Origin of the sequence: Legionella santicrucis (assembly GCF_001468135.1) — a bacterium.
In the GTDB taxonomy this organism is placed as follows: Bacteria; Pseudomonadota; Gammaproteobacteria; order Legionellales; family Legionellaceae; genus Legionella; species Legionella santicrucis.
In genome coordinates, this window is the sequence record NZ_LNYU01000091.1 from 602,687 (window position 1) to 628,076 (window position 25,390).

Below are 25,390 nucleotides of genomic sequence, written 5' to 3' on the forward strand. Positions count from 1 at the left end.
ATCTTTGTGTTTTTTTATTATTTTTCATTTAAAATATACACTCTAAAATCAAACGGATTCTAAAATGTACTTAACAGAAAATATATTGATAGTTTAGCGATCATCGTTTAGTTATTAGAAATAAGCATAATTTCCTGCTTTTAATTCAGAACCGTTGAGCATATTAAATTTGCTCTTCGGCAAAAGTTCAAACACGTAGATAAGTGATAAACAATGTTAGTTATTAAAAAAATTTCTCCAACGGGCGAACGTATAGTCAATAGCCTTGAGGTGCATGAAATCGCTCACCTCTATAATTTATATCTTGACACTTATAAACCTATTGGTGGCCAGTTACTTACTTTTGAAGAGTTTCAAAGAGGCATTGCTCCCCAAGATACTCAGGTGAAATATGACTGTATTCTAATTATTGAAGATCAAAATGAAATCAGTCAGTGCTTTTTGTTACGAACAACCTCATTTGGAACCCGAATTAGTTTTGGATTTGGGAAAAATGATAGTGCAGGACGTGAACAACGCTTGCATTTATTGAAAAAAATGCTCCATGAAGATTATTATACGGAAGCCAGTGGAGCAGTGGCTAAACAGTTGCTTAAAGATGATACAATCAAGCTTTTGATGATCCCAGAAAGCAATTACTACGCGAGTGTTAAAACAACCCATGGAAAAAAATTAGTTTTTGGATTTTACAAAGATGCAATTGAAATTCATCCAAAAACAAAGAGTTTTATTTTTTATTTATATGCATATATGGCACTTAAATATTCTATGGGAAATAAGCATGAAACGGATACGTTAGAGATGTATCTACAGAAGCTTCGAGAACTTTATACGATCGTGCAGGATGAAAAAAATATTCCGCAGATTTATAAATTAATCTTGTTAAGTAAGCTGGCACGAAAAATTCATTTCTTAGATCCTACTGAGGGAAGTGCGCAATTAAATGAGCTCAATAATTTGTTATCTGATTCACAGATTTGCCGAGACGCGCAGAAAGAACTGTTATTATTTTCCGATACATTATCTTCAGAAGAGCAACGACTTGTGGATTCAATTTTATATGAAAAGAAAATGCAGTTCGAAAATAAAGTTCACATGACCTTTTTTAAAAACTACGCAACTCTTTCTGCGAAGGAATCTCTTTCAACACTTATCCCTACGCAAGCTTATAAATGATGCATATCGGAAACCAGGTTTGACCTGGTTATTTTTAGCTGATTTCCGCTAGCGACAGGCAAAGTTGGAAGAGAAAAAAATAGATGTAGTTAAGGAGTTACTGAGCGCATGATGGGATTTTGCAGTGAGATGAGTGTTTCTGTCGAATGTATTTCCTCAATAAGCTGAATTTTATTCACTAAGAGTTGTTGTAAGTCATCAATTGATTGACACATCACTTTAATAAAGATGTTAAAATGATGACCAATAGTGTAATAAGCTTCAATAACCTCTTCCAGATCTTCTAATTTTTTAAGAGCAGATTGGTAATCTTTGGCATGAGTAAGCGTAATACCAATAAAACAACAAACATCATACCCTAATCGTTTTGGGTTAATGTGCACATGCACCCCTTCAATTATGCCTGCTTGCCGCATTTTTTCTACACGCACATGAATCGTAGCGGGACTTACAGCATATGTTTTGGCTAACTCTGCGTAAGGAGTGCGTGCATTTTTCATTAATGAATGGAGTATTTTTTTATCAAGATTATCGATTTGATAATTTTCTAGGTCTTTCATTGTTAATTTTTAAATATTATTTAATTAAAATGTCATTTTAATGGATTTTATATTTTGTATCTATGTTTATTTTAATTTAACAATAAAAATAATGGAAAAATTCAATATAATATAACATTCAATTATATCTGAGGTAGTATCATGAAGCAGTCCTTTATTGAAAAACAAAAGCAAATAAGTTTTGTTAAAACGTTTTTTTCGCGTGAATTAGAACAAAAATTAGGCCTCATTGAGGTACAAGGACCATTATTAGCTTGTGTAGGTGATGGTGTACAAGATAACTTATCAGGTACAGAACAAGCGGTTTCTGTTAAGGTGAAAGCTATACCTGATCGTAGGTATGAGGTTGTCCATTCATTAGCTAAATGGAAAAGAAAGTTATTAGGAGAGCGTTCCTTTCAAGCTGGAGATGGCATTTATACTCATATGCGCGCTTTAAGGCCCGATGAGGAGGTATTAAGTGCTACCCATTCAGTTTTTGTCGATCAATGGGATTGGGAACGGGTCATAGACAATAAAGATCGCTGCTTAAGTTATTTGAAAAAAACAGTTATTGAACTTTATGAAGCAATAAAGGAAACGGAAAAAGCAGTTAACGAGCTTTACGGCTTAAATCGATTTCTACCACAATACATACATTTTGTTTATACGGAAGAGTTACTTGCCTTGTATCCTGATCTATCTCCTAAGGAAAGAGAACGAGAGATTACTAAAAAATATGGGGCAGTTTTTTTAATTGGGATAGGAGGCGCCTTGTCAGATGGAAAACCTCATGATGTACGCGCTCCTGATTATGACGATTGGAGCTCGGTGAATGAAGTAGGGTTAACTGGATTAAATGGGGATATTTTAGTGTGGAATCCAGTAATTGAAGATGCTTTCGAACTTTCTTCTATGGGTATTAGGGTCAATGAAGCCATGTTAAAATATCAATTAGCATTAACAGGTTCCCAACACCGTTTGGATTATGATTGGCATCAGAAATTAATTTCCGGTGCATTACCCCAAACTATTGGTGGTGGTATTGGTCAATCTCGTTTAGTGATGCTTTTTTTACAAAAGAAGCATATTGGACAAGTGCAGTGTGGTGTTTGGCCTGATGAAGCTATAGAAATTTGAAAGACGATGCAGAAAGATAGAGCGTATTTCAATGTTCTGAAATACGCTTCACTTGAATTTCGTGCACAAAGCACGATGGCCTAACATAAGAATTAGGACTCCAGAAAAGAGCTTTTACTGTTAGGCAAGATATTTTAGACCCTCGCTTTTGTGGAGGGATATATTCTTTCGAAAACTGAGAGTTTGGGTACTGAAACTTCAATTCTCACCCAGGCTGGGTAACATGAGCGTTGTGAATGCTATCGTGTTTTATAGGGCTCATTCTATCTCCCACTGCATAAAGATAAGTTTAAAATCCTCAGACCATTCAGTCCACTCATGCTTTTCAAATGCTTTGACATAAACGAAATCACCTGGATTAACGATCACTTTTTCGTTGGTACTGCCATGCTGAAATTGAGCGGTGCCTGAGACTACAAAATGAATTTCATTTTTATAACCAGGATTGATATGTTCAAAGGGAGGGTTTTTATCTGGGATTACTATTCCTACCGTAATCTTGCTCTCTTCCAGAATGCGAATGGCTCCTGGATTGGGTGCTGGCAACATTTTCATAATCTCGGTATTGCGGATAATGCGTGTCAGATGAGCCTCTTTAGGATTTTGTAAATATTGTTTTATAAACGCAAATATTTCTTGCTGATATTCTAGAAAATTGTGCGAGGAACTAATAAATTGAGCGATGTCGGGTCGGGGACGTGAAATGGCAGTCAGTTGTTGCGGGGTTATAAACGAATTTTCGGGGGAATGAATAATCATACACGGATGTTGATGGCGCATTGTTAAATAATCGCTGAGCACTTGGGGGTAAATCAAGATTATTGCTTTAAATGCATTAACCTTATTCGAGAGAGTCCACCCCAATTCACATTGATTCCCCAATGCAATAAGTACTGTTTTATTCTTTTGGGTTATCTTTTCGAGTGAGTTAACCATAGAGTCCTGAAACTCTATAATTTCCACATCCATATTGTTCTTTAATAAGGCAGTAAGTTCATTGGCTTGTGCTAGTGTGTTGTCTTTTAAGATTATTATTTTATTCATATTATTTTTCTGCTATTTAACCCAGGTTTCATGTAAATGTCGCCAAAGCAATGGTTGTTTCGGATTGTTGGTCGGAATAAAAATTGCAGTGGATACACGTCTTAAATGCTCATTTTCAGTGATTTGTTGCAATTCCTCATAGCTAACGACAATGTTATCTGAGCAAGAAAAAATCTCTTTAAAATGTTCAATTTTAATGGTTACTTGGGGACGACAGCCTGCTGCATTATGGTACCAATTGCTAAGCCATACATAATCTCTTAAGACTCCATCGGGTTGGATTATAGTAAAATTAGGATGAAAATAACTTAAGAAAGGCAATCGATCTTCATTAATAGTGTTGTTGTGAAATAAACTCTCAATTTGGACATGAAGCTCAATGACTTCTTGATAGGCTTGTTTCAATTGGTTCTGCATGGTTGTATTTTGCATTTTTAGAGTCTATTAAGGTGCAATTTTTACATTATAGCGTAATTCATTAAGTTAACGTGAGTTCCATATAAGAGAAGGTAGTTTTACTTCGAACCGTTCGAAAAGAGATTTATGTTGTTCAATAAGCCTTATCCTGTAATGTCTGTCTTTGTAGCTATCTTACATTAGGAACGATCTTTATTTTTCAATACCTCTTAAATTTTCTATTCGCTTGGGCCAGGTAAAATGAAATACAGCACCTTGGTTTTTAGCGGACTCGACCCAGATATTAGAGCCTTGGGTTTCAACGATTTTTTTCGCGATACTAAGCCCTACTCCGCTACTTTCAAAAATATCGCGAGATTGTAGCGTTTGAAAAAGTTGAAAAATCCGATCTTGATATGCACCTTCTATTCCAGGTCCATCATCAGCAACAAAAAACTCATAATAACCTGTTTTTTCAATAACACCCACTTTAATGTGTCCTTTATGGAGATGATGGTGTTTGACACTATTATCAATAAGCTCATAAAGTACTTCTTGTAAGGGTGTTTTTTCTGCTTTGATAGAAAAAGTGCATCTATCGCAATGAATATCGAAATCATTTGCAGTATCCACTTTATGAGCGACATTACTCACTAATTCGGGAAAGTTAATTGTTTCAATTTTTGAATGTATGCCCCCAGCCTGGGCATATTTTAATAGTCCATCCAATAAGTTCGACATTCGATAAGCGCGTTTTCTTAAAAAGGATAGGTATTTTCGAGATTGAGGAGTCAATTGGTTCTCTGTATCTTCTTCAATCCACGAAACAAGATGTTCTATTGCGGGTAATGGTGACTTTAAATCATGAGACGCTAAATAAACAAAACGCTCTAATTCATCTTCTGCATTTTTAACTAAAACTAAATTTGCAATTCTTGCTTTAAGCTCTTGAGCAGAAAAGGGTTTTGTCATGTAATCCTGGGCGCCTTCTTGGAGTATGCGCACACGAAGCTCATCATCTGCTTTCGCAGTTACAATCATAATAGGAGTGGAAAGTAGTGAGGAATGCTGTCTTAGAGCATGAACCATTTCGATTCCATTCATGTTGGGCATCATGATATCACTAATAATTACATGAGGAAGTAACTCAATCGCTTTCTCTAAACCTTCTTTACCATCTTGCGCACAGATAATGCGATAATCTTTACTTAGAATTTCGCATAAAAACTCATTCATTGCTAAATTATCTTCTACTATTAAAATCAGCGGGCGGTTGGCATTTTCTACCCCTTTTGTTTGCATCACTCCTGTTTTTTGTTTCTTTACGTGATGAGGTATTTCAAGCATTCTTAACGGGGGTTGCATGGAATGTACTAATTGATTTTCTGGGGCTTTTAATGGAATTTGAATGATAAACTGTGCACCACCTAAATTTGATTTTTTAACTTTAATGGTGCCTTTATGCGATTCAACAAAATCTTTGACGATTGCTAGTCCTAAACCTGTGCCGGCTGAATGATACAAACTTTCTTCCATTTGGAAAAAACGTTCAAAAACTGCTTCTTTAAATTTGGACGGTATGCCTGGGCCATTATCTTCAATAGAAAATTCAGCATGATTCTTTTTTTTATGTAATTTAAGATTAATTTTTCCGTGAACTGGGTTGAATTTAATTGAATTGGAGAGCAAGTTAAGGATAACACGCTCTATTTTTTCATTATCTATTTGAATGAATAATTTTTTAGGAAAATCACAAGAAACTTGTAATTCTTTCGCTTCAATATCTGCTTCAAATAAAGACAGCACTTTTTTAACAAGGGTTACAAAATCAATGTTGTAATAATTAATTTTTAATTTCGCCGCATCAAATTTTGCAATATCTAATAAATCATTTACATGTTTTAATAATAGAAGAGCATTCTCTTTAATTAATTGTATTTTTTTTGTTTGTGATGAAGTTAACGGTTTATCTCCTAACAATGTATCTAATGGGCCTAGAATTAACATTAATGGTGTGCGTAATTCATGGCTAATGTTTGCAAAAAATTGCGTTTTCATTTGATCCAATAAGGCCAAATGACTGTTAACCTCTTGTAATTGTTTATTTACGGTCTGAATTTCTTGAGCCCGTTGATAAATTTCAATTTCCATTTCTCCGGCGCGAGTACGAAGTTCCTCCATTATTTTTAGTTGCGTAGAACGCGATTTTTTTAATTGGATGTATTCTGTAACATCCTCAACTCGGTGAATAATATATTTAATTTGGTTCTGGGCATCTAAAACGGGTAAATTAATTGGGCTCCAATACCGTTCTTCATATCCTCCTCCTTTGTCGCTAGGACGAAGAATATCGTATTTTTGAATGGCCATGGTGTCATAAGTTTTATTTTTTAAAACTTTATTTAATGAAGCGCGTAAATTATTTACCCCTGTGGCATAGGGGTCTTCTGGATTATCTGGGAACGCTTTAAATATATTTTTGCCTATAATTTGTTCTCTAGTAACCATGGTAGAGCGCAGATAATTATTGCTGGCCGCAATAATCGTAAAATTTTTGTCTAAAATAAGATAAAGCCCAGGAATCGATTCAAAAATTACTTTAAAATCAATTTTTCTTTTTGTATTTTCCATCTGCTTGACCTCTTATTCCATATATTTTTTAAGTATAAAATATTTACAGTATTTTTAAAGTAAATGCAGATTGATGATTGAATTGATTTTTTGAAACTAGAGAAAAATTGTTGAAGTAATTGTCAGTTGAACATGATTTAGATGTAATTTGCCATAAGCTCGGAGCGTTTTGCTCCGAGCCAACCCTTTATTTTGCAGGAACTTCTTTCCACCAATTTGTTTTGGTTTCTGTTGCCCAGTGTCCGTCACGCATTCGAGCAACGAAGGCCTCAGCTTTTTCAGGAGATGATGTTTTAGGATCTAATTGAATGCACCAATCCCATTCACCTGTTGTAGACCACATTCTTTGTACGCCATCCCATTTTGCCATTTCATTCATAGCAGACATAGGTTTGTTACTTTTCATAAAAATTACACTGTTCCATGCATCCATTATTACTATCCTTATAAAAATTTTGTTTAAAATAAGCTTGAAATAGCTCAAGCTTATTAAGAATAGAATACTTCTAGAATTCTTTCCATGCCTCTCATAAATTTTTATGATCAATTGTAATATTTATAATGTGGAGAAATATTTTTAAATGTTCACTGGGTTTAAAAATTGGGCGGCGTCAGAAACAATAGCTTTGCGGGCTACCTCAAATTGGTCATTATCCCAGACGGTACTTATTTGTAATATATGATTATCCAACGCTTCATTGTAGGCCGCTAACCCAATTAATAGATGAGAAAATTTAATTTTTTTAAACTGAGTTATACTTTCAAGTAAAGTCAATCGTTCAATTTTCGAACCACTAATATCATCCCCCAACGCATCATTTACACCATTAAATTTTTTCTTAAACCACTCTTCTAAGGGATAGTTGAATATAAAGACGTGCGATATTTGAAAACCACCTACAGCACGTGTGTCAAGATATTGTTGAATGTCTACACATTTTGTGTTTTCTATGATGTACGTAAAAGCTTTCGCGAATAAAGGAGTGAGCTCAAAGGTTTGTACCTGAATTAGGGCGCGTAATTCGATTAATGATTTTCTGACATGAGCATTCTTCTCGTTCTCTTTTTGTTCATCGATTGTATTTATAACATCATGCAGACATTTAGAATTTGTATTCTCATCGTTAATTATTTTTTTTAAGATTTTTTGGAAATTATTGGGTAACGATTTGGCTTGTTGGCTGTCTAATATTTCTAATAAACGTTGGTCAAATAGAGTTTTATCCAATTCATTATATAATGATGCTGCCTTTATATAAAGATTGGCATGTTCTTCTTCCAAATGTTCTTGGAGCATTTTATACGCTAACATCTCAACTGTGGAGTCGCTTGTTTCAACCATACCTCCGCCGGGTAATAGATAGAAACCATGGCGTTTTGCAAAACGAATTTGTCCTTTAGTGTTGACACTTATCCTATCTACAGCTTCATTGAAAAGCTTCCTGAGCATTTGAATTTGAATGGGGTATAATTGATTTGCTGGCGGATGATGAATATCAAGTTGATCTAAATCAAAGCTTGTTTCTGTTCCAATTTTTTTAAGATGGTCTTTTTGAGCTGTACGGAATTTTTCCCAAATTTCAGGGGTATATTCAGAGATCGGTTTTTTTAATCTCATTTGTACTGGTGAACCAAACTCAAACCAATCGCATAATTCAGCATCTAAGTCCATTTTATAGAAATCAAACAAAATATCAAAAAATTGTTGATTTTCCATTCGATTTAAAATGTCGGCATAGTTAATTAATGTTGCGGTATAAGATAATACTCTATAATGCTCCTTTGCTTCATTTTTAGAGGTTATTTCTCCAGATAATTTTTGTACGCCAGTAATTGCGTTAAGCAACATATCTCTTCTTGTAAGGGCATTTGCATTTTTATATTGGAGCAACATAGGTTCAATATCACTAAATAATTGTAACTGAGAAGACATATTTACTCCTACAAGCATACATAATAAGCGCATTATGATTTATTGAAAGGGCGGTATAATACTTAATCAATTATTTTAAGCATTTCCTCGAGCAGGGAAAAAAATAAGATGTTCATTTTTTATTATTGGAGTTAAGTATTTTAAAGCGGCATTAATTTTTTCAGGTTCGTCAAAAAACTCAATAATTATAGGAAGAGAAAAAGGCACCTCTAAAAAAGAATCATTATGGACATTTGTTTCACCAAAGCCACTAATAGCACGAAAAACGCTTATTCCACGAATTTTAGCTTCATGTTGTAGATAATTTAAAATAGAAGGGATATTTTCGGCTCGTTCTAAGGTATAAATTCGTACCACTGTAATCTCTACGGTTTGAATCTTCATTTCATTTATCATGCTCTCTCCTTATACAGCACTAATGATTGTCCCATAATCTTCATTAAGTATAACAATATAAGATTTTATTAAGATAACTTTAAAATAAAAATAAGTTTCTTAAAGCGCATGTTCAAAATTATCTCGTGTATCTATAATACGTTGTTTGCAGAGGTTTTGGAAAAAATCGTTGTTTCCTGTAAAGTTAATCTTTACCTGAAGTAGCGAAAATTTTAATCCGCATAAATGATTTAAAAAGGTACTCCATGAAAAGGATATTTAAAGTCTCAAAAAATGAGATTAATTTGCCTGTCATTGTGATTGTTATCAGTGTACTAATTGGTATTTATCATATTTTTTCTTATTTGATTCCTTTTACAAGTCATGCTTTTGTTGTAACTAATGTTACGCCTGTTGCAGCAGATGTTTCCGGGTTCATTACTAAAATTTATGTACATAATGGGAGTGGTGTTCAAAAAGATCAGCCTTTGTTTGAGGTTTATCAGAAACCTTATCGTTTAACTTATGAATATGCAAAAGCACGACATGAAGAAGCAATCGAATCTCTTAAAGTGATTAATCGCCAAACGCAAAAAACTGAAACATTATTGGCTGCTGCAAAATATGCTTACGAAAAAGCTAAGTTTGAATACCAATTAAAAAAAGCGCCTAGTGTACGCGAGGCTTTGTCAAAACTTGAAGTGCGTACACTTGATTATGATTTGCATTCGCTTGAACAAAAGATGGATTCACTCAAAAAACAAATTGCTATTGAAGATCAGCAAATCATTCAACAAAGAAAACTCATTAAAGCACTCAAAGCAGAAAAACATAATGCTCTCGTTAACCTTGATTTAACGACAGTCAGAGCTCCGGCAGATGGAGTAGTTGATAATCTTTATATTGGTCCAGGAACTCCCGTTAAAATTCATGAACCTTTATTCTCATTTATTGATACGTCAAAATGGTGGGTACAAGCTAACTTATATGAAACAGACTTACGGCGAGTAAGGCCTGGTGATAAGGTATACATAATGCTTCGTATGTATTATTTTAATAAAATTTTTCATGGACGAATAGTCAATACTATATGGGCTGCGGACCGGCAAACAACAGATCCACGCACGCAACAACAAAAAGTGGGTAGCAACAATCAATGGCTTTTGGAGCCTCAACGTTTTCCAATCCAGATAGAAATTCTTGATCCGGATCCTAAATATCCCCTTCATCCTGGTGCTAGTGCCTATGTTTATATCAAAACTCACTCACATCATTGAAGCTTATGATCCCTACGGGAATCATCGTGTAAATGGAATGAAAGCCGCCTATGTTTTATTGATCCTTTTTGCGGTTAACTTCGTTTTTTCTATTCCTAACCCTTACTTTTATTATTTTTATATTCCGCTAACAGCAATGGCTGCCGAAGTAGTTGGCGAAACAATGAAGAAAAAAAATTTACTGCTTTTTTATTGTATATTATGGTCTGCTATTAGTGCGTTTCTTTTTGATATTTTTTCTATTACTCCCTTTTTTCCTATTCTTGCATTTTTTTATTCTTTTCTGCTGTATTTAATAGCCATTAAAAGCAGGATGCATACTATTGTTATTGCACCTGTTGCATTAAGTTTAGGTGCTTATTCTTTATTGTATGGAGAAATTAATACCAGTTTTTATGCCATCTTAAATAATTGCTTAAATACTTTTATTGCAATGGCAGTCGTTTTTGCTGCATTAGCTTTTTTTCCTCGCAGCTATTATTATCGTCTTTGGTTAAGAGCATTGTTATTATTGATGGCACAAATTACAGAGCATTTATCCTTAATGGTTGCAAATCAACGAATTATTTTTGATCCAGTCCGCGGCCATACGACCCATTTAGTACGCTATGCCAGGATGTTGCCTCGTTCTTTTCCACTGCGTTCGATTTGGAAGATTAATTTACTTATGAATCAATTGCATTTACTCGTTTGTGTTACTGAAGCAGAGGCAATTATGATGGATAGTGAAAAGATTAATTTATTTATTCAAAAGCTCCATGTTTTTAAACAAGCAGTTGAAAAAGAACAACCTTGTGATTTAGCCGCAACGCCGTGGGTTATTTTAAATAAATTAATACATTCTTGGAATTATCTGTGTTTAAAAATATAGATTATCGAAAAACGCGAGCACTACAGATTTGCCTTGTTTTTGCCACAGCTTTAGCAGTTCAGCGGCTAATGGGGTATTCTCATGCTGGATGGATAGGTTTTGCTGTAATGATGATTTATGCCGGTTTTGATAGGGGGGCAAGTTTATTACGTACTATTCACCGATTCTGGGGAGCTGTTTTTGGATTACTTCTTTCTTATTTTTTGTGGGTTATGGGGCAAATCGATTTTCGTTTAATCTTGATTGTTATCCCTTTTATTGTATTTATGGCTTACTTTTCTTTAGGTAAACTTTATGCGTTTCCAACTATTTTTACAGTGACTTTGACCTCATTAGGCACTGATTATTATGGAGGAAATAATTACGCCGTTCCTAATTTCTTTTTTGATTATCTATTGTCTACAGTTGTTGCTTTTTTACTGTGTTTCATGTTTGAGTTTTTCGTATTTCGAGGCAGCCAATTATCACGCAAATTTTATCTTGATTTACAAAAAAAAATTATTACACGTTTAAATAAGCTCTTTCATATAGCAATCCAACGACCAATGCGTGATAGTAGTTATTTACAAGTAAGTATTGCATTGAACACAAATATATTGGATTTGTATGCTTTTGTTGATGCAGCAAAACATGAGACTCATCCGGAAATAAATTTTCTTGAAGAATTGTCTTTTTTTAGTTCTGTGGTACAACAAGCCTATCATAATATACGTAGATTATTCGTTTTATCGCCACATCGTAACAAGCTGTTGGAATTAGAAACTCAAAACATACTCGAGCAACTTGCTCGGGAAAACCAAAGCCAAAGGATAAAATATATTGGAGAGTAAATTGATAAGGACAATTGGCTTACTCACTTTGAGTTTCATTCTAAGTTCTTGCAACCAGCATGCCCAAAATCCTGTACTAGTGGTTCCCGATCAGTGGGCTGCTCAAGATAGTCATTACATGAATTCCAATGAAAAATTACCTTGTTTTGCATGGTGGAAACAATTTAAAGATCCAAATTTAGATTCATTCATTGATAGGGGCTTAATTTATAATAATGATATTAACGCCGCTGTTGCCCATATCGAAGCAGCTCAAGGTGAGTTAAGGCGTGTACAGTTGAATTGGATTCCTGAGGTTACTGGAAATGCGGGTTATTCTTCATTTCCCTATCTAGGTTTTCCAGGCGTTTTGCTCACTGTAGTGCCTACTTATACCCTTAATATTTTTAAACAGATCAAAGAACAGCAAAAAGCCAAATATGAATTAAAAGCGACAAAAGCAATGTATCATGGTGTTCGATTGGCCGTGATAAGTCAAATTGTCAGCAACTACTTTAATTATTTGAGCCAGATAGAGCGATTAACACTGCTGCATGCTTTGGAGCAAGACCTTTCTAAACTAATTACGATTGCCCAGACTATGTATCAAGGTGGTTTATATGCTCGAACTGAAATAGATCTTGCTAAAACCGAGCTTTCTTTAATCCAAGCGAAAGAACGAGTAGTACAACAAAATATTGTGATTAGTGAAAATGCTTTGCATTATTTATTAGATGAAAATCCAGATAAGATTTTCGTGAGTCGTCGTTTTAAGGATTTAAATGGTCAAAAAATGATTATCGGTGCTCTTCCAATAAATATCATTGAAAATCGACCTGATATGGAGCAAGCGAAACAGGAGTTATTTGCCGCTAATGCAGGGATTGGTATTGCTTTTGCTCCTTTATTACCGGCAATTAACTTAGCAATGGCTCGAGGGGAAATTGCTAAAGTTGAAAATGGCGGACAATTAGGCCAGGCAATTCATTTTAACCAAGCTATTGTTGAAGTTCCATTTTTAAGAGCATCGACCTATGGACAATTAGTCAAAGCTAAAGGATTGGACAAAGCTTCTTATTATCGATATAGCGATACTTTGCGTAAAGTGCTTAGGGATGTAACTAATGATTTGTCGGCTCATGAGTTGTATACCAAACGCTTTAATGATGTACTAAAAGCAGTACGAGAGCTCACCAATGCATATCGTTTAAACCAGACTTTATATCAAAGAGGAATTATCAGTCATCTGAGTTTGATCAAAGAAAAAGTGAGGCTAGACGAGCTTGCGATTGAAGTCAATCAACATAAGTTAGAGCAATTAATTACTGTTGTTAATTTGTATCAAGATTTAGCAGCTGGATATAATTATATTCCTAGCACCTTTGAAAAAAATTAGGTTCTGTTGACAATTATTCTCCCTGTCTACATATCCAGTTTTGTAATGAATTGTCAACAAACCCTAATCTTTAGGGTTAGGTTTAAATTATTCTAAATGGTCCACTTCCTGCATTTTATATACAGACATTCGAGAGAAATAGGGGGATTACTTTAATGATCAAAACAGAGATTGTAGGCTAAGAACAAATGTCAACAGTATTTAGCAAAAATTATTTAAAATTTAAGCACTTATTAACTTAATGATCTTATAGACATAGATGAAGGTATTGTGCAAAATTAAGAGTTCTACCCTTAGCAAAGGATGCTATAATCATGGGATGTTTATATTCACAATCACGACTATCTGTAATTGCTATTCTAGTATCACAATCTATTTTTAGCACCACATCTTTCGCTGCTGGCTTTCAAATTAATGAGATTAGCCCTAGCTTACAAGGTGATGCAACTGCAGGCGCAGCAGCAGCAAATAATGATGTCTCAGCAATGTTTATTAATCCAGCAACATTATCAACTTTAATAGAAACCCAAGGGTATCTGGGGGCCAGTGAGCTTTTTCCTCATGCCAAGATGACTGATGCACACGCGAGACATACTGTTAATATTCCGGGAATTCCTCCCAGTAGTATTAGTGCAGCAGTTAAAGGGAACCACCGACAAGGAAGCGTTTCACCTTCTGCATTTGTTCCGGATGGATATTTTGGTTGGCGAATTAATAATAAATTTGTTGCTGGGTTGGCTTTAATTGCTCCTTACGGTTTGAAAACAGCTTATGACTACGACTCTGTAGTACGTTTTGCTGCTGTTTATAGTTCGGTCAAAACCATAGATATTAATCCCGCACTTTCTTATTCAATTAATGATAAGTTGGCTATAGGTGGTGGTTTTCAAGCTCAATGGATGCAGGCAACTTTTTCTAATTTTAACGGAGCTTACACTGGGATAGCTCCTATTGATGCGTTGATTGCAGCAAATTTACCTACTCATCTTAGAGGAGAAGGTTGGGGTTATGGCTATAATCTAGGAATTCTCTATAAGCCGTTTGTAAACACACGCCTTGGTATAGGTTATCGCTCCCAAATTGCAGAGACACTAAAAGGTCATGGTCAGCAATATGTTTTACCGGGAGAGACAGTTCCTGCACCATCACCAAATTTCCTGTTTAATGCGCAAACCCGTGTTAACACATCAGTGAAAACACCGCAAATTTTAACATTAAGCGCAGCTCATGATATCGCTAATTGGACAATCAAAGCTTCAGCACAAATTAATTTCTGGGATGTTTTCAACCAAATTAGTATTAATATGCCAGATGCTTTTGCTACCAACAGTACAATTCAAACGCGCTGGAGAAATGCATGGTTTGGGGCATTGGGCGCGGAATATCATTGGACTCCTGTATGGACCTTCCGTGGGGGTATTGCCTATGATGAGACCCCAACCACTAGCTTTAGAGATCCACGTATTCCGGATTCTGATCGCTATTGGGTAAATATTGGTGCAAGTTATACAGTGAATAAACACATATCGATTGATGCTGCTTATGCACATATCTTCCTCCAAGACCAAACGGTCAATGTTATTCAAGCAAGTGGAAGTAGTGCAACGAGCACTGCGCCATTAGAAGTAAATCAGGTATCAGCGAACTACAGCGGTTCAGTTGATATTGTGGCACTGGCTGCCCGATACAAATTTAACTAATTCAAGGAGGCGGTCACATGTTAAAAAAAGTAATGAAGCTCGCAGAGCACATACAAAGGAATATTTCTCGTTCAGCTAGTTTAGCTGTTGTATGTTTGAGTTTAGTCAATTCCGCACACGCAATACCTTTTGATCGGATCAGCCAAGTTTATTTTTTTGGTGATAGTTTAACCGATAGTGGCTATAACGATTATTTTCCAACTCCTCCAGGTAAAGCACCTACATTTACCACCTATGAAGGTTATATTTGGTCACAGTATGTAGCTCGTGATATCAAAGGTTTTGCATTAACTTCATCTGCACAATATCCAATTACTTATCCTAATCTTCCTAACGACGAGGTTACAAATAACACTACTCCACCTATCCAGTCACAATGCCCAATTCCTGCTTGCCCTGTTTCGGGCATGCTCAAAGGTATCGATTATGCTGCTGGTGGTAGTTCTACTAATTCGATAGGGTTTGGTTTGAAATGGGCGCCCCCCTTGCATGCCCAAGTCAATCAGTTTTTGACAACACATCCCTCTATAGATCCTAATGCTATAATTTTAATTTGGTCAGGTGCAAACGACATTCTTACGGTGTTTAGTACCTCATCAACATCGCCTATATTTCAGCTTTTGCTCTTAGAAACAGCAAATACTGCTGCAAAAAATATTGCTCAAGAAATAGCTTTACTTAGTACACATGGAGCGAAAAGGGTAGTGGTTCTGAGCTTGCCTAATATTGGTTATACACCATTTATAAATGATCTTGTAACGGTTGGGTTAGCCCCTCCCTCACTTCCAGCGGATATGAAAACTGCAACATTTACGTTCAATTCTATGCTCAATCAAGAGTTAGGTAGAGTTAAGGCCAAGTATGGTACTAAAATTCTTTATGTAGATGTTTATGATCTCCTGGATAATGTTATTCTTGCAACTAAAGCAGGAAAGCCTTATGTAATAGGAGGGGAGGCGTTTTACTTTACTAACTATAGTTCTCCTGTATGTGGTTATACTGCCCCACTTACTCCTGGTGTTCTCCCTTCTTATGTACCTTCGATAGTATGTACTATGGGCTCTAATGGTTATGTTTTTGCTGATGAACTTCATCCAACTGACATGGCACACCGTTTATTATCCATTGCAGTAGAACAACAAATACGTCGTTGGATATAAGCTGTTTTGGGTCCATGCTAATTTAGTCCCACCTAAAAGAGGTTTTTAAATTAACCTCTTTTAGGGATTATATGTAGTGTATCCGTTAAAAATCATCATATCTCTGTGGCAGTCTAATTATTAGTAGAAGGATATATGACTTGATTTCTTTAGATTCATTCTTAGCAAATGGTTTATTCTTAAAAAATAATGCAGAATCAATGTCATCCTGTTCTGGAGTTGTATCATAAAATACTATTAATCCATGATAACCATGTTGTTGTTCTGCATTTTTAACTCCAGTTGCTAGAATAAAATCGCTGCGTAATGCAAATATGCGCTTTTCATTAAGTTTAAGAAAGGCATCCACTTCTTCAATACGCTGAAAAGCTGGATTTACTCTTGATTCTTCAGAATAAGTATATTTAGGCGGTACTCCTTTAACATGGCGTTGGATGTAAGATTTCAATATAAAAACTCCATATTAAAAATTTTTGATAAAATGTCCGTTACGCTAGAACTCATGATAATGACCTCGTATAATCCAAAATAAATACATTTTGTTTCTACATATGGAAATTTGGGTTTAATTTTGGCAACAAAAAGCCATTAAAATTATTGCCGCTAAAATTGAATTTGAGCGCTTTATATTTGGAGTATATTTTGAACAGCATCACAAACCCGGACACTGGTATTGGTGAGGACTAATTTGTTGGCGCTTTTTTCAAATAACTCCGCCCAACCTCGACAACAGTGTCCAGGCGGCGCATTATCATTTGTTGAACGCTTATGTGTTGCATATTAGAAATCATTAATATGTAATAAAAGTTCATTATGTCAATTATTTTTTTCTTTAACCAAAAAACAACTTAACTGGTTGTTAAACATCACATATTTGCCCTATCAATAACACATATAAAAACAATCAATTGGATAATTTCGATCTTGTTTGATTAAATTTTAATCATTGTAGCTCAGATTTAATAAATCTGTCCATTAGGAGAATTACAATGGTTAAACCATCTTTCCCTAAAACTAAAGAATGGTTCATTCAATTATCAAATAGTTATAGAAAAGAAATTAATGAATGTCGAACGCAAAATGATTTTACAGACGAATTAACTAAGTTATCTAATGACAGCAATAAAGACAATATTGTGATTATGGGGGGCGGTCCTTCGGGGCTTGCTACGGCACTAGCAGTATTACATAAAGGATATAAGGTTACATTGGTTACAGATTATCCTTATGCTGCAAGAACTCAGAATGTAAATATTAAAAATGCAGATGCTCGTGAAATTTTGTTTTCTTATATTGATCCTGATCATCAATCCGATATCGATTTTAAAAATAAATTGATTAAAAATAATAATATTATTTCCATTCAAAATGTTGAAAATTTCCTATTCCGAAAATTAAATGAGTTTTCCAAGCAAACACCTCATCAATTCGTTTATTTGGACAAGCGCACAGCAAAAATAACTGAAATAAACCCATCATCAAGTACTATCACTTTAAGAGATAACAATCAAAATCAGCATACTATTCCCTATCTTCATATTGTTGATGCTACCGGAGCGAAGAGAGAAGCATTTCGTCTCGTTCATTCAATTTCGCCTAATAATTCCGATTCACCTAATAGTTCAGAGTCGATAGGGCGCTTACGACATGAAGCACAGGGTACGGCTACTTTTCATTTAGATAAAAAAGTAATCGAGAAAAAATACCCTCATCTTAAAAATAAGACTGGAAATAATTATAAATTGTACTTTAACGACAAAGAAGTCGAAGAACTGCAGCTTAAATTTGGATGGAATCATGATAGAGCACCACAAATATATCTATTCGCTAATCAATCCCATACGCGACTGTATGTAGGAGGGGAAATTCCTGGATTTTATACAAAAATAAGAGAATTCGATGAGAGTAATACGCGTGACATCCATGCAGAAAATGCGACTCGGCGACGTAAAATTGAAGAGTGGGGCAAGTTTATGGTAAGTAAACATCTCTTAATTGATCCAAAAGATTTATACATTAAGGGGGATGATAAACGGCAAAATGAATTCCTCAAACAAAAAGAAAAATTTAAAGAGAAACACCAATTGGATGATTCTCTTGCCAAAGAAGCAGCAAAAAAGCAATCTCAGTTAAGTGTGACCGGTTTTGATTTAACTCTTTCACGCATTAGAAATCCGGTACAAAATTTATCTTCTGATCAGGAACATTGGTTGATCGCAGTAGGCGATGCCATGCAAAGTCCTCATTTTCATTTAAGCCATGGGATTGCTGATGGTTTAAATGTAGGTCATCAATTTGCTGAGTGTTTGCCAGAGAATGGCTCAGAGAATCTATTTGATGACAATAGATTCTCAGCTTATGTCCATGATCTAAGAACAACACACCAACGAACTATTAAAGAAATGATTGGGTCCTTTTTCATTCCTCAAAATAAAAAATACGATTTAGATGATTTAATTATTAATCAGGCCCATACAAAACTTGACGCTATATTGAATAAAAATGGTGCGGGGATAAGTGCAGAGGATTTGACAAGTGACTTGGATACAGTTGGAGATTACAGAAGCCAAATATTAAATCGTATGATGGATGAGCAAGATGAGGAAGTAAAAGGGAATCTTGATATTTTGCTCAAGAAATGCAATGAAGTGTTGCGTTTTCTTGGGGATAGGTTAGAAAATCATTCTTCAATGACTTATAAAATATAAGGTTTGTTGACAATTTATTCTACTTCTAACCACCATGAGACCTGTGCGCAACTGGGTGTCGCACATAAGATACGATACATAGGTAGAGAACCAATTGCCAACAGATCTACTATTAGATTTGGCACAAAATCTCCGATTGAGTCGTCCTAAGAGTGTGTTCCGAATAATTCTCTTTAGGCGCAAATAAACTTTTCGTTTGAGAAGCCACTGTATGAGATTTCTGCACCATAGCTAAATTTGTTTTAGGTTGCGAACGATAACCCAAAGCATTTAAAACTTTTGAAGTTGTATTTTCAGAGTTTTCTAGATCCATAACTGTATTTTTACTGTTTGATGGAGCAGACACAATTTCTTGTTGTTTAAAACGATATAAATTGGCCAGTACAACTGTGGATTCAAGTACCACTAATGCAACACCAATGGCAGGATTGAGTGTAAAACCTAAGGCAACAAATAATCCTGCTGCCACTAAAGTGATTGCTGAATTATAAGCTAAACTCACAAATAAGTTTTGGTAAATATTATCTTTGGTTTTTTGAGCGACATCAAAAGCTGTGGCAATAGGAAATAACAATCCTTGTTGGATGACTATTCCCGCATGTTGTTGCGTGATGGTATCCCCAATATCAGATCTTACAGCAATACCTATATTGGAATAGGCAAGCGCGGTAAGATCATTGGCTGCATCACCAACCATTGCTACTTTATAGCCTTTGCTTTTTAACCGTTGAATATAGCTGGTTTTAGATACTTCACCAGGTTTAGTGATTGCTCCTACTGTATTTGCACAAATATTATCTTTAGAAATACCTAATAATAATGCATATTTTTCTGCAGTTGCTCTATCGGCTCCTGTGCAAATATGTACTGTTTTACCAAGGCGTTTTAGGTGATTTACTGTTGCAATGGCATCTTCACGCAAAGGGTCGGTTAGCGCAATTTGTCCTATTACTTTTTCTCCACGCACAATATAAACGGAGCCATTTTCAGGATTATCATAAGGCGCTGCTATATGTGTAATGCCATTTGCTAAGAGCATATCTCTATTGCCAATCATGTAGACTTCACCATTGATCACGCCTTTTATGCCTGAGTGATGATTTTTGTCAATAGAACTGATTTCTAAAGGTTGATTGGAGACAATGTTTTGATTGTGAATGTACGATTTAATGATTTTTGCTACTGGATGATCCGATTGACTCTCTAATAATGCAATATGACGCAGGAATTTTTTATCGTCAATCCGCAACGTGTCCACTACAACCTCACCTTTAGTGAGTGTGCCATTTAAATCAAAAACAATAGTATCAATATCAGCGGCAGCTTGTAATGCTTTCCCATTTTTAAATTGAATCCCTTTTTCGGAAGCTTTTTTCATTCCGATTCTAACTGCCATGGGGGTAATCAAACTCAAAGCACAGGGACACGCGCTTACAAGAACGGATATGAGGCATTGAACAGCAAGTGCAGGGGTAAACAATGAACCTATGACAATACCTGAAACAAGCGCTACGGCGAGCAAACCAGGAATAAAATATTTTAATACTCGATCCGCAAACAGTTCAATAGGTGCTTTTTCATCATTTGCTTGATTAATATTTTTTGCGATCAACGAGAGATAAGAGTTTTGATACGTTTTTGTAACACGCATTTGCAATGAAGGAATATAATCTGCTAGTAACATGCCTGCTTTTACTGTATCACCCGCTTTAAATTTTTTGAGCTTGGGTGAACCATCGATTCGAGTTGTATAAAGTAGAGCTTCTTCAGTTAATACGCCATCAACAGGAATAACTTCTCCTTGTTTCACCATAATTATATCGTTAGGTATCAATGTCTTGACGGAAATCTCTTTATCAGGATTACCTTTTAATAGAACTAATGGAGCAATACAATCACGTACATCTAATTTTTTATTGATTTCACCTACTAAAGTATGTTCAATTCCTTCTGCTAAATGCCAAAAACCTAACACAAGAGGTGCAGCTTCAAACATCATGGGTAATCCAGGGAAAAACATACTTGCGATAGATACAGCAACAATGGTCAATGTACTTATCGTATATAAAGTGGTGGTATCTAATTTCTTTTCACGCAATGCATCCCATGTTGATTGATAAACAGTATGACCCAAATATAAGGTCATTAAAGTGGTAAGGCCTGTTATGACATAATAGGCAGTCATAGGAATGTTAAAACTTACAATAGAAAGAGCGAGTAAGCCTATTCCCCAAATCAGACCTAAGGCAGCTTTAAGCCAATGATTCTCATGACCATGGGCATGACCATGATTATGGTCATGGGCGAGAGCATGATTATGATCGTGGGAATGATTTTGGCAATGATCAGGGCAATGTCCATGAGCATGGTTATGTGAATGATTGTGCTTGGATTTTTTTTTGCGTTTCTTGAGAGGGGAAAGGGGTTCGGTACTTGATGTATGTTGATGAGCTTCGTACACTATTTCTTCTTCATCTGAAAGTGCTTCTTTCTCTATGGTTTCGCTTACGGTGATGTGTTCTGTCAACAATAGTTGGGTTACTTTAGTTTGTAGGGCAAGAGTATCTTTGGATTTGGATAATAAACTGATGCTTTTATTTTGACTGTCCAAATCGATTGCTACTCGGACTAATCCTAACTCTTTGGCTTCATGCAAAATTTGTTCAATTTTTTCTGTGGTTTTTTTCGGATCAAGAAGTTGAACATCATCTGAAAAGTAGAATCGATAATTATAATACATGGTTTTTTACCCCTAAAAATCCAAACGGAAAGTGGCTCAAAATTTTTCAAATTGCACACCAATGCCATAAAAGTGTTACATTATAACAATTCATTGCTAAAGAACAAGGATAATTAAGTAATTTTTATACATAAGTTAATACGCGTTTCGGTTAAAGAATCAATTTAGATCAATTCCCCACCTTGAACCCATGTTACATTAAATACTGCAAAATAATTCGTGCTTCATGTTTGATTCTTTTTTCGTGACATGAAGACTGTGATACACTAGTTCACTTAAACATGAAAACATTAAGATGATTTGATGAAGCATAATTTGTTGGACAAGGCCTATAAGCATTGTGTGAACCATGGTTATCGATTTACGGAGCCAAGGGAGCGTGTCCTCAAAATATTAATTGCAGAAAGGGTCCCTCTAAGTGCTTACGAGATATTGCAAAAATTATCTATGGAAGTTGAAAACCCTAAACCACCTACAGTTTATCGTGCTATTCAATTTTGGCACCAGGAAGGATTTATTCATTGTATTGATAGCCTTAAAGCTTATGTTGCCTGTTTGCATGGGCATCATGTGGGGCAAGCACAATTTCTTATATGTAATCAATGTGATTTTGTCAAAGAATTAGAATGCATCATAGATTTTACTCCCGTAAAAGAATCAGCTGATTTGATTCAATTTTCAATTATAAATTGTACTGTAGAAATCAAAGGATTGTGTGCACATTGCAATCGAAGTCATCCAGAGCGTTAGAGTTTCTTTAAACAATAATTTAACTTACGCTACAAAAATTATTTCTAATCACATAAGATAGATCAATTAATCATTTGTATACCACAAGATAGCATCAGTTTCTGAGTTTAAGGATATGCCATGACATGTAGATTTGCTTCGTTGATGACTCGTATAGGTCTGGGATTTTTAGGGTTATGTATCCCTATTTTGGGAGCGGCACTTTCTAAACCGACGTTCAGTATAGTGGCAACCACACCAACCCAAGTTATAGTTCCTAGTACAGGGGCAGTAAAAGTACACTATCAAGTTACCAATAACACCAAACTAACACGCACATTAACCATGGTGCCAATAAAGGGAATTAGTCAAAATACGAGTGGTTTAGAAAACTGCAAAAGCCCTTTTACCTTGGCACCTAACCAATCTTGTCTGCTTTCTTTGCAATTGAATGGAAATGAACTCCCTGCTTCTTATTTAGGCGGCCCTATGGTTTGTAAAACGAATGGACCTAAGGATCCGAGCCCAAGTCCTTTTTTATGCTCACGACCCAGCGCAGAATCCATCTTAAGTATTAAAGTCGCGCCTTTACTTGCCATTAAAGTTTATCATGGACGGCCTTTGTTGAATTCTTCTGTTGCACATGGTTTAAGCAGAAAATTTTATGCTATAGGTTTTTTTGCTAATGAAATTCATAGAAATTTGACACAAAATGTAGTGTGGCATTCTTCGGATTCCTCCATTGCAACCGTTTCTAATTCTTTGGGATCTTATGGATTCGTTACTGGAGTTAATGTTGGTGATACAACTATTTCTGCTTCTTTAAACGGTTTATCAGGTTCAGCACCCATACACGTTACTGATGCGGTAGTGACCCAGATTCAGATTACACCAAGTGAGCCTTCTATTGCTAAAGGAACAAATCAGCAATTTACAGCAACGGGTATCTTATCGAATGAAACTACTTTGGATTTGACGACCCAAGTTAGTTGGACATCCACAAATTCTGCTGTAGCCGCCATCTCTAATGCTTCAGGAAGCCAAGGCCTGGCTACAGGAAACGCCGTAGGCACAACCTCTATCGCTGCCTCTTATGGGCTTCAAACAACGAGTACTTCATTGAAAGTAACCGCAGCAACCTTAAGCTTAATACAGGTAACTCCTGTTAATCCATCCATCCATAAAGGAACAGCACAGCAATTTATGGCAACAGGAGTATATTCAGATAACAGTACTGAGGATTTAACTTCTTTTGTTACATGGAACTCGTCTGATCCTCTGGTTGCAAGTATTGAAAATGCGCCTGATACTCCTGGATTAGCGCTAGGAGTTGGTACAGGGGAAAGTAGGATTACTGCAACTTATGGAAGTGTGTCAGGTAATGCATCTCTAACGGTTACTCCAGCCCAACTCACCTCTATAGTAATTAGTCCTTATAATCTATCTATACCTAATGGTTATTCGCAACAATATACTGCCAAAGGTATTTATACGGACAATACGACACAAGATTTAACTACAGAAGTAGCATGGGCTTCAAGTGATACAAATGTGGCGACTATTTCCAATGCGCCAGATAGCCCTGGGGCGGCTGTAGGAAAAAGTGTTGGTAGCACCCGAATCACTGCAAGTTTAAGCGGTGTTACTGGGGTTGCTCCGCTAAACATCATTGAAGCGGTTCTTGATTCTATTGTTGTGACTCCCGCAAATACTTCCCTTCCATTGGGAACCAACCAACAATATAAAGCCATAGGAATTTTTTCAGATGCATCCGAAGAAAATTTAACGACCGATGTGACCTGGACTTCTTCTGATACGAGTGTTGTTACAATCTCCAATGCCACTGACACCCAAGGTTTGGTCCAATCAGTAAGCTTAGGTAATGCCACCCTAAAAGCGAGTTTGAATGGCCTGTCAGGTACTACGGGCATTACGGTCTCAGCGGCTATACTCACAGGTATTACAGTGACACCAGCAGATAGTTCTATTCCCAGAGGCATCAATTCAACCCAGCAAATGACGGCAACAGGGGCTTATACTGATTCAACAACTAAAGACATCACCACGGAGGTGTACTGGCAATCAGATAATGGAAATATTGCGACTGTATCCAATGCAGTTGGGACTGAAGGACTGGTAACGGCGCAAGAAGTTGCTGCAACAACCAACATTATTGCTACCCAAAACCTCATCTCAGGAAGTACTTCACTAACTGTTTTTGCGCCACAGATAGGGCAAAGCTATGGAGGGGGCATAATCGCTTGTAGCTGGGGCGGTTTGTTAAGCCTAATAGCAGCACCGACGGACATCAGTTCAGGTATTATGTGGGGCGGTACGGGAACAGCCATAGGCTTAGGTGCCCAAAGCACCATAGATGGTGCGAGCAATACCCAAGCGATTGTCAACACATTAGGGCTAAGTAACAGTTACGCAGCAGGGCTTTGTGCCACATATAATGGAGGAGGTTATACGGATTGGTTCTTACCTTCTTCAGAACAACTCCACTGCCTATGGTCATACTACGCAAATATAGGAGGATTTTACCCTGGAGGCGATTATTGGAGCTCCACTGAATCATCCGAGAATTCTACTTATAATGCAATCACTGAAAATTTTCTCTATGGGGTACAAAGCAACGTGGATAAGAGCGCGCCTCTTAGAGTTCGTTGCGTGAGACAATTTATGTAATTGAGTAAGAGGCGGGGATTACTGCCATTAATTTAAGGATGCCGTCATTTTCGCGAAAGCGGAAATCCATTTTTATAG

The 25,390-nt window shown here is 36.0% G+C and carries 20 protein-coding genes; 11 read left to right on the forward strand and 9 right to left on the reverse strand.

Annotated features, from left to right (window positions below):
• Positions 1 to 213 precede the first annotated feature (213 nt).
• Positions 214 to 1,176, forward strand: coding sequence for a hypothetical protein (locus Lsan_RS20465; RefSeq protein WP_058515941.1), 963 nt, complete (start codon positions 214 to 216; stop codon positions 1,174 to 1,176).
• Positions 1,177 to 1,265: 89 nt separating this feature from the next.
• Here the strand turns inward: Lsan_RS20465 and asnC are convergent, their stop codons facing one another.
• Positions 1,266 to 1,736, reverse strand: coding sequence for a transcriptional regulator AsnC (gene asnC / locus Lsan_RS20470; protein WP_058515942.1), 471 nt, complete (start codon positions 1,734 to 1,736; stop codon positions 1,266 to 1,268).
• A gap of 141 nt (positions 1,737 to 1,877) precedes the next feature.
• Here asnC and asnA point away from each other — a divergent pair, with 141 nt between their 5' ends.
• Positions 1,878 to 2,855 (forward strand): aspartate--ammonia ligase, encoded by a 978-nt coding sequence (gene asnA, locus Lsan_RS20475; RefSeq protein WP_058515943.1) that lies wholly within the window; start codon positions 1,878 to 1,880, stop codon positions 2,853 to 2,855.
• Positions 2,856 to 3,113: 258 nt separating this feature from the next.
• On the opposite strand, the gene Lsan_RS20480 is transcribed toward asnA, so the two are convergent.
• The 6 genes from Lsan_RS20480 to Lsan_RS20505 form a co-directional block, all read right to left on the reverse strand.
• The gene (locus Lsan_RS20480) at positions 3,114 to 3,899 is read right to left on the reverse strand and encodes a cupin domain-containing protein (protein WP_058515944.1); all 786 of its coding nucleotides are present in this window, start codon (positions 3,897 to 3,899) and stop codon (positions 3,114 to 3,116) included.
• A gap of 12 nt (positions 3,900 to 3,911) precedes the next feature.
• Positions 3,912 to 4,331: a hypothetical protein gene (locus tag Lsan_RS20485; RefSeq protein ID WP_058515945.1), complete on the reverse strand. Its 420-nt coding sequence runs from the start codon at positions 4,329 to 4,331 to the stop codon at positions 3,912 to 3,914.
• A 177-nt stretch (positions 4,332 to 4,508) separates the two neighbouring features.
• Entirely contained in the window at positions 4,509 to 6,926 is a 2,418-nt protein-coding gene (locus Lsan_RS20490) for an ATP-binding protein (protein ID WP_058515946.1), read from the reverse strand.
• Positions 6,927 to 7,113: 187 nt separating this feature from the next.
• Positions 7,114 to 7,359 (reverse strand): hypothetical protein, encoded by a 246-nt coding sequence (locus tag Lsan_RS20495; protein WP_058515947.1) that lies wholly within the window; start codon positions 7,357 to 7,359, stop codon positions 7,114 to 7,116.
• Between the two features lie 144 nt (positions 7,360 to 7,503).
• The gene (locus tag Lsan_RS20500; protein ID WP_058515948.1) at positions 7,504 to 8,859 is read right to left on the reverse strand and encodes a hypothetical protein; all 1,356 of its coding nucleotides are present in this window, start codon (positions 8,857 to 8,859) and stop codon (positions 7,504 to 7,506) included.
• 75 nt (positions 8,860 to 8,934) lie between these two features.
• On the reverse strand, positions 8,935 to 9,255 hold the full coding sequence (locus Lsan_RS20505; protein ID WP_058515949.1) for a DUF190 domain-containing protein: 321 nt from the start codon (positions 9,253 to 9,255) through the stop codon (positions 8,935 to 8,937).
• A gap of 245 nt (positions 9,256 to 9,500) precedes the next feature.
• Between Lsan_RS20505 and Lsan_RS20510 the strand changes: the two genes are divergently transcribed.
• From Lsan_RS20510 to Lsan_RS20535, 6 genes are all read left to right on the forward strand, one after another.
• Positions 9,501 to 10,511 carry an HlyD family secretion protein gene (locus tag Lsan_RS20510; protein WP_058515950.1) on the forward strand — a complete coding sequence of 337 codons (1,011 nt, stop codon included), beginning with the start codon at positions 9,501 to 9,503 and terminating at the stop codon, positions 10,509 to 10,511.
• A complete protein-coding gene (locus Lsan_RS20515) occupies positions 10,480 to 11,382 on the forward strand; it encodes a hypothetical protein (RefSeq protein ID WP_058515951.1) in 903 nt (300 codons plus the stop codon). The genes Lsan_RS20510 and Lsan_RS20515 overlap by 32 nt, the downstream gene beginning before the upstream one ends.
• Complete coding sequence (locus Lsan_RS20520; RefSeq protein ID WP_237762227.1) at positions 11,367 to 12,212, forward strand: FUSC family protein; 846 nt, start codon at positions 11,367 to 11,369, stop codon at positions 12,210 to 12,212. The genes Lsan_RS20515 and Lsan_RS20520 overlap by 16 nt, the downstream gene beginning before the upstream one ends.
• Before the next feature lies 1 nt (position 12,213).
• Positions 12,214 to 13,587, forward strand: a complete 1,374-nt coding sequence (locus Lsan_RS20525; protein WP_058516097.1) for a TolC family protein — start codon at positions 12,214 to 12,216, stop codon at positions 13,585 to 13,587.
• A 314-nt stretch (positions 13,588 to 13,901) separates the two neighbouring features.
• A complete protein-coding gene (locus tag Lsan_RS20530) occupies positions 13,902 to 15,287 on the forward strand; it encodes an OmpP1/FadL family transporter (protein WP_058515953.1) in 1,386 nt (461 codons plus the stop codon).
• A gap of 17 nt (positions 15,288 to 15,304) precedes the next feature.
• Entirely contained in the window at positions 15,305 to 16,447 is a 1,143-nt protein-coding gene (locus tag Lsan_RS20535; RefSeq protein WP_058515954.1) for an SGNH/GDSL hydrolase family protein, read from the forward strand.
• Positions 16,448 to 16,532: 85 nt separating this feature from the next.
• Here the strand turns inward: Lsan_RS20535 and Lsan_RS20540 are convergent, their stop codons facing one another.
• Positions 16,533 to 16,895 carry a hypothetical protein gene (locus Lsan_RS20540; protein WP_058515955.1) on the reverse strand — a complete coding sequence of 121 codons (363 nt, stop codon included), beginning with the start codon at positions 16,893 to 16,895 and terminating at the stop codon, positions 16,533 to 16,535.
• Positions 16,896 to 17,436: 541 nt separating this feature from the next.
• On the opposite strand from Lsan_RS20540, the gene Lsan_RS22300 reads away from it, so the two are divergent.
• Positions 17,437 to 19,155, forward strand: coding sequence for an FAD-dependent oxidoreductase (locus Lsan_RS22300; RefSeq protein WP_133134260.1), 1,719 nt, complete (start codon positions 17,437 to 17,439; stop codon positions 19,153 to 19,155).
• A 112-nt stretch (positions 19,156 to 19,267) separates the two neighbouring features.
• On the opposite strand, the gene Lsan_RS20555 is transcribed toward Lsan_RS22300, so the two are convergent.
• On the reverse strand, positions 19,268 to 21,895 hold the full coding sequence (locus Lsan_RS20555) for an HAD-IC family P-type ATPase (protein ID WP_058515956.1): 2,628 nt from the start codon (positions 21,893 to 21,895) through the stop codon (positions 19,268 to 19,270).
• A gap of 303 nt (positions 21,896 to 22,198) precedes the next feature.
• On the opposite strand from Lsan_RS20555, the gene Lsan_RS20560 reads away from it, so the two are divergent.
• Complete coding sequence (locus Lsan_RS20560) at positions 22,199 to 22,645, forward strand: Fur family transcriptional regulator (RefSeq protein ID WP_058515957.1); 447 nt, start codon at positions 22,199 to 22,201, stop codon at positions 22,643 to 22,645.
• A gap of 120 nt (positions 22,646 to 22,765) precedes the next feature.
• Entirely contained in the window at positions 22,766 to 25,312 is a 2,547-nt protein-coding gene (locus tag Lsan_RS20565) for an Ig-like domain-containing protein (RefSeq protein ID WP_058515958.1), read from the forward strand.
• The last annotated feature ends 78 nt before the right edge of the window (positions 25,313 to 25,390 follow it).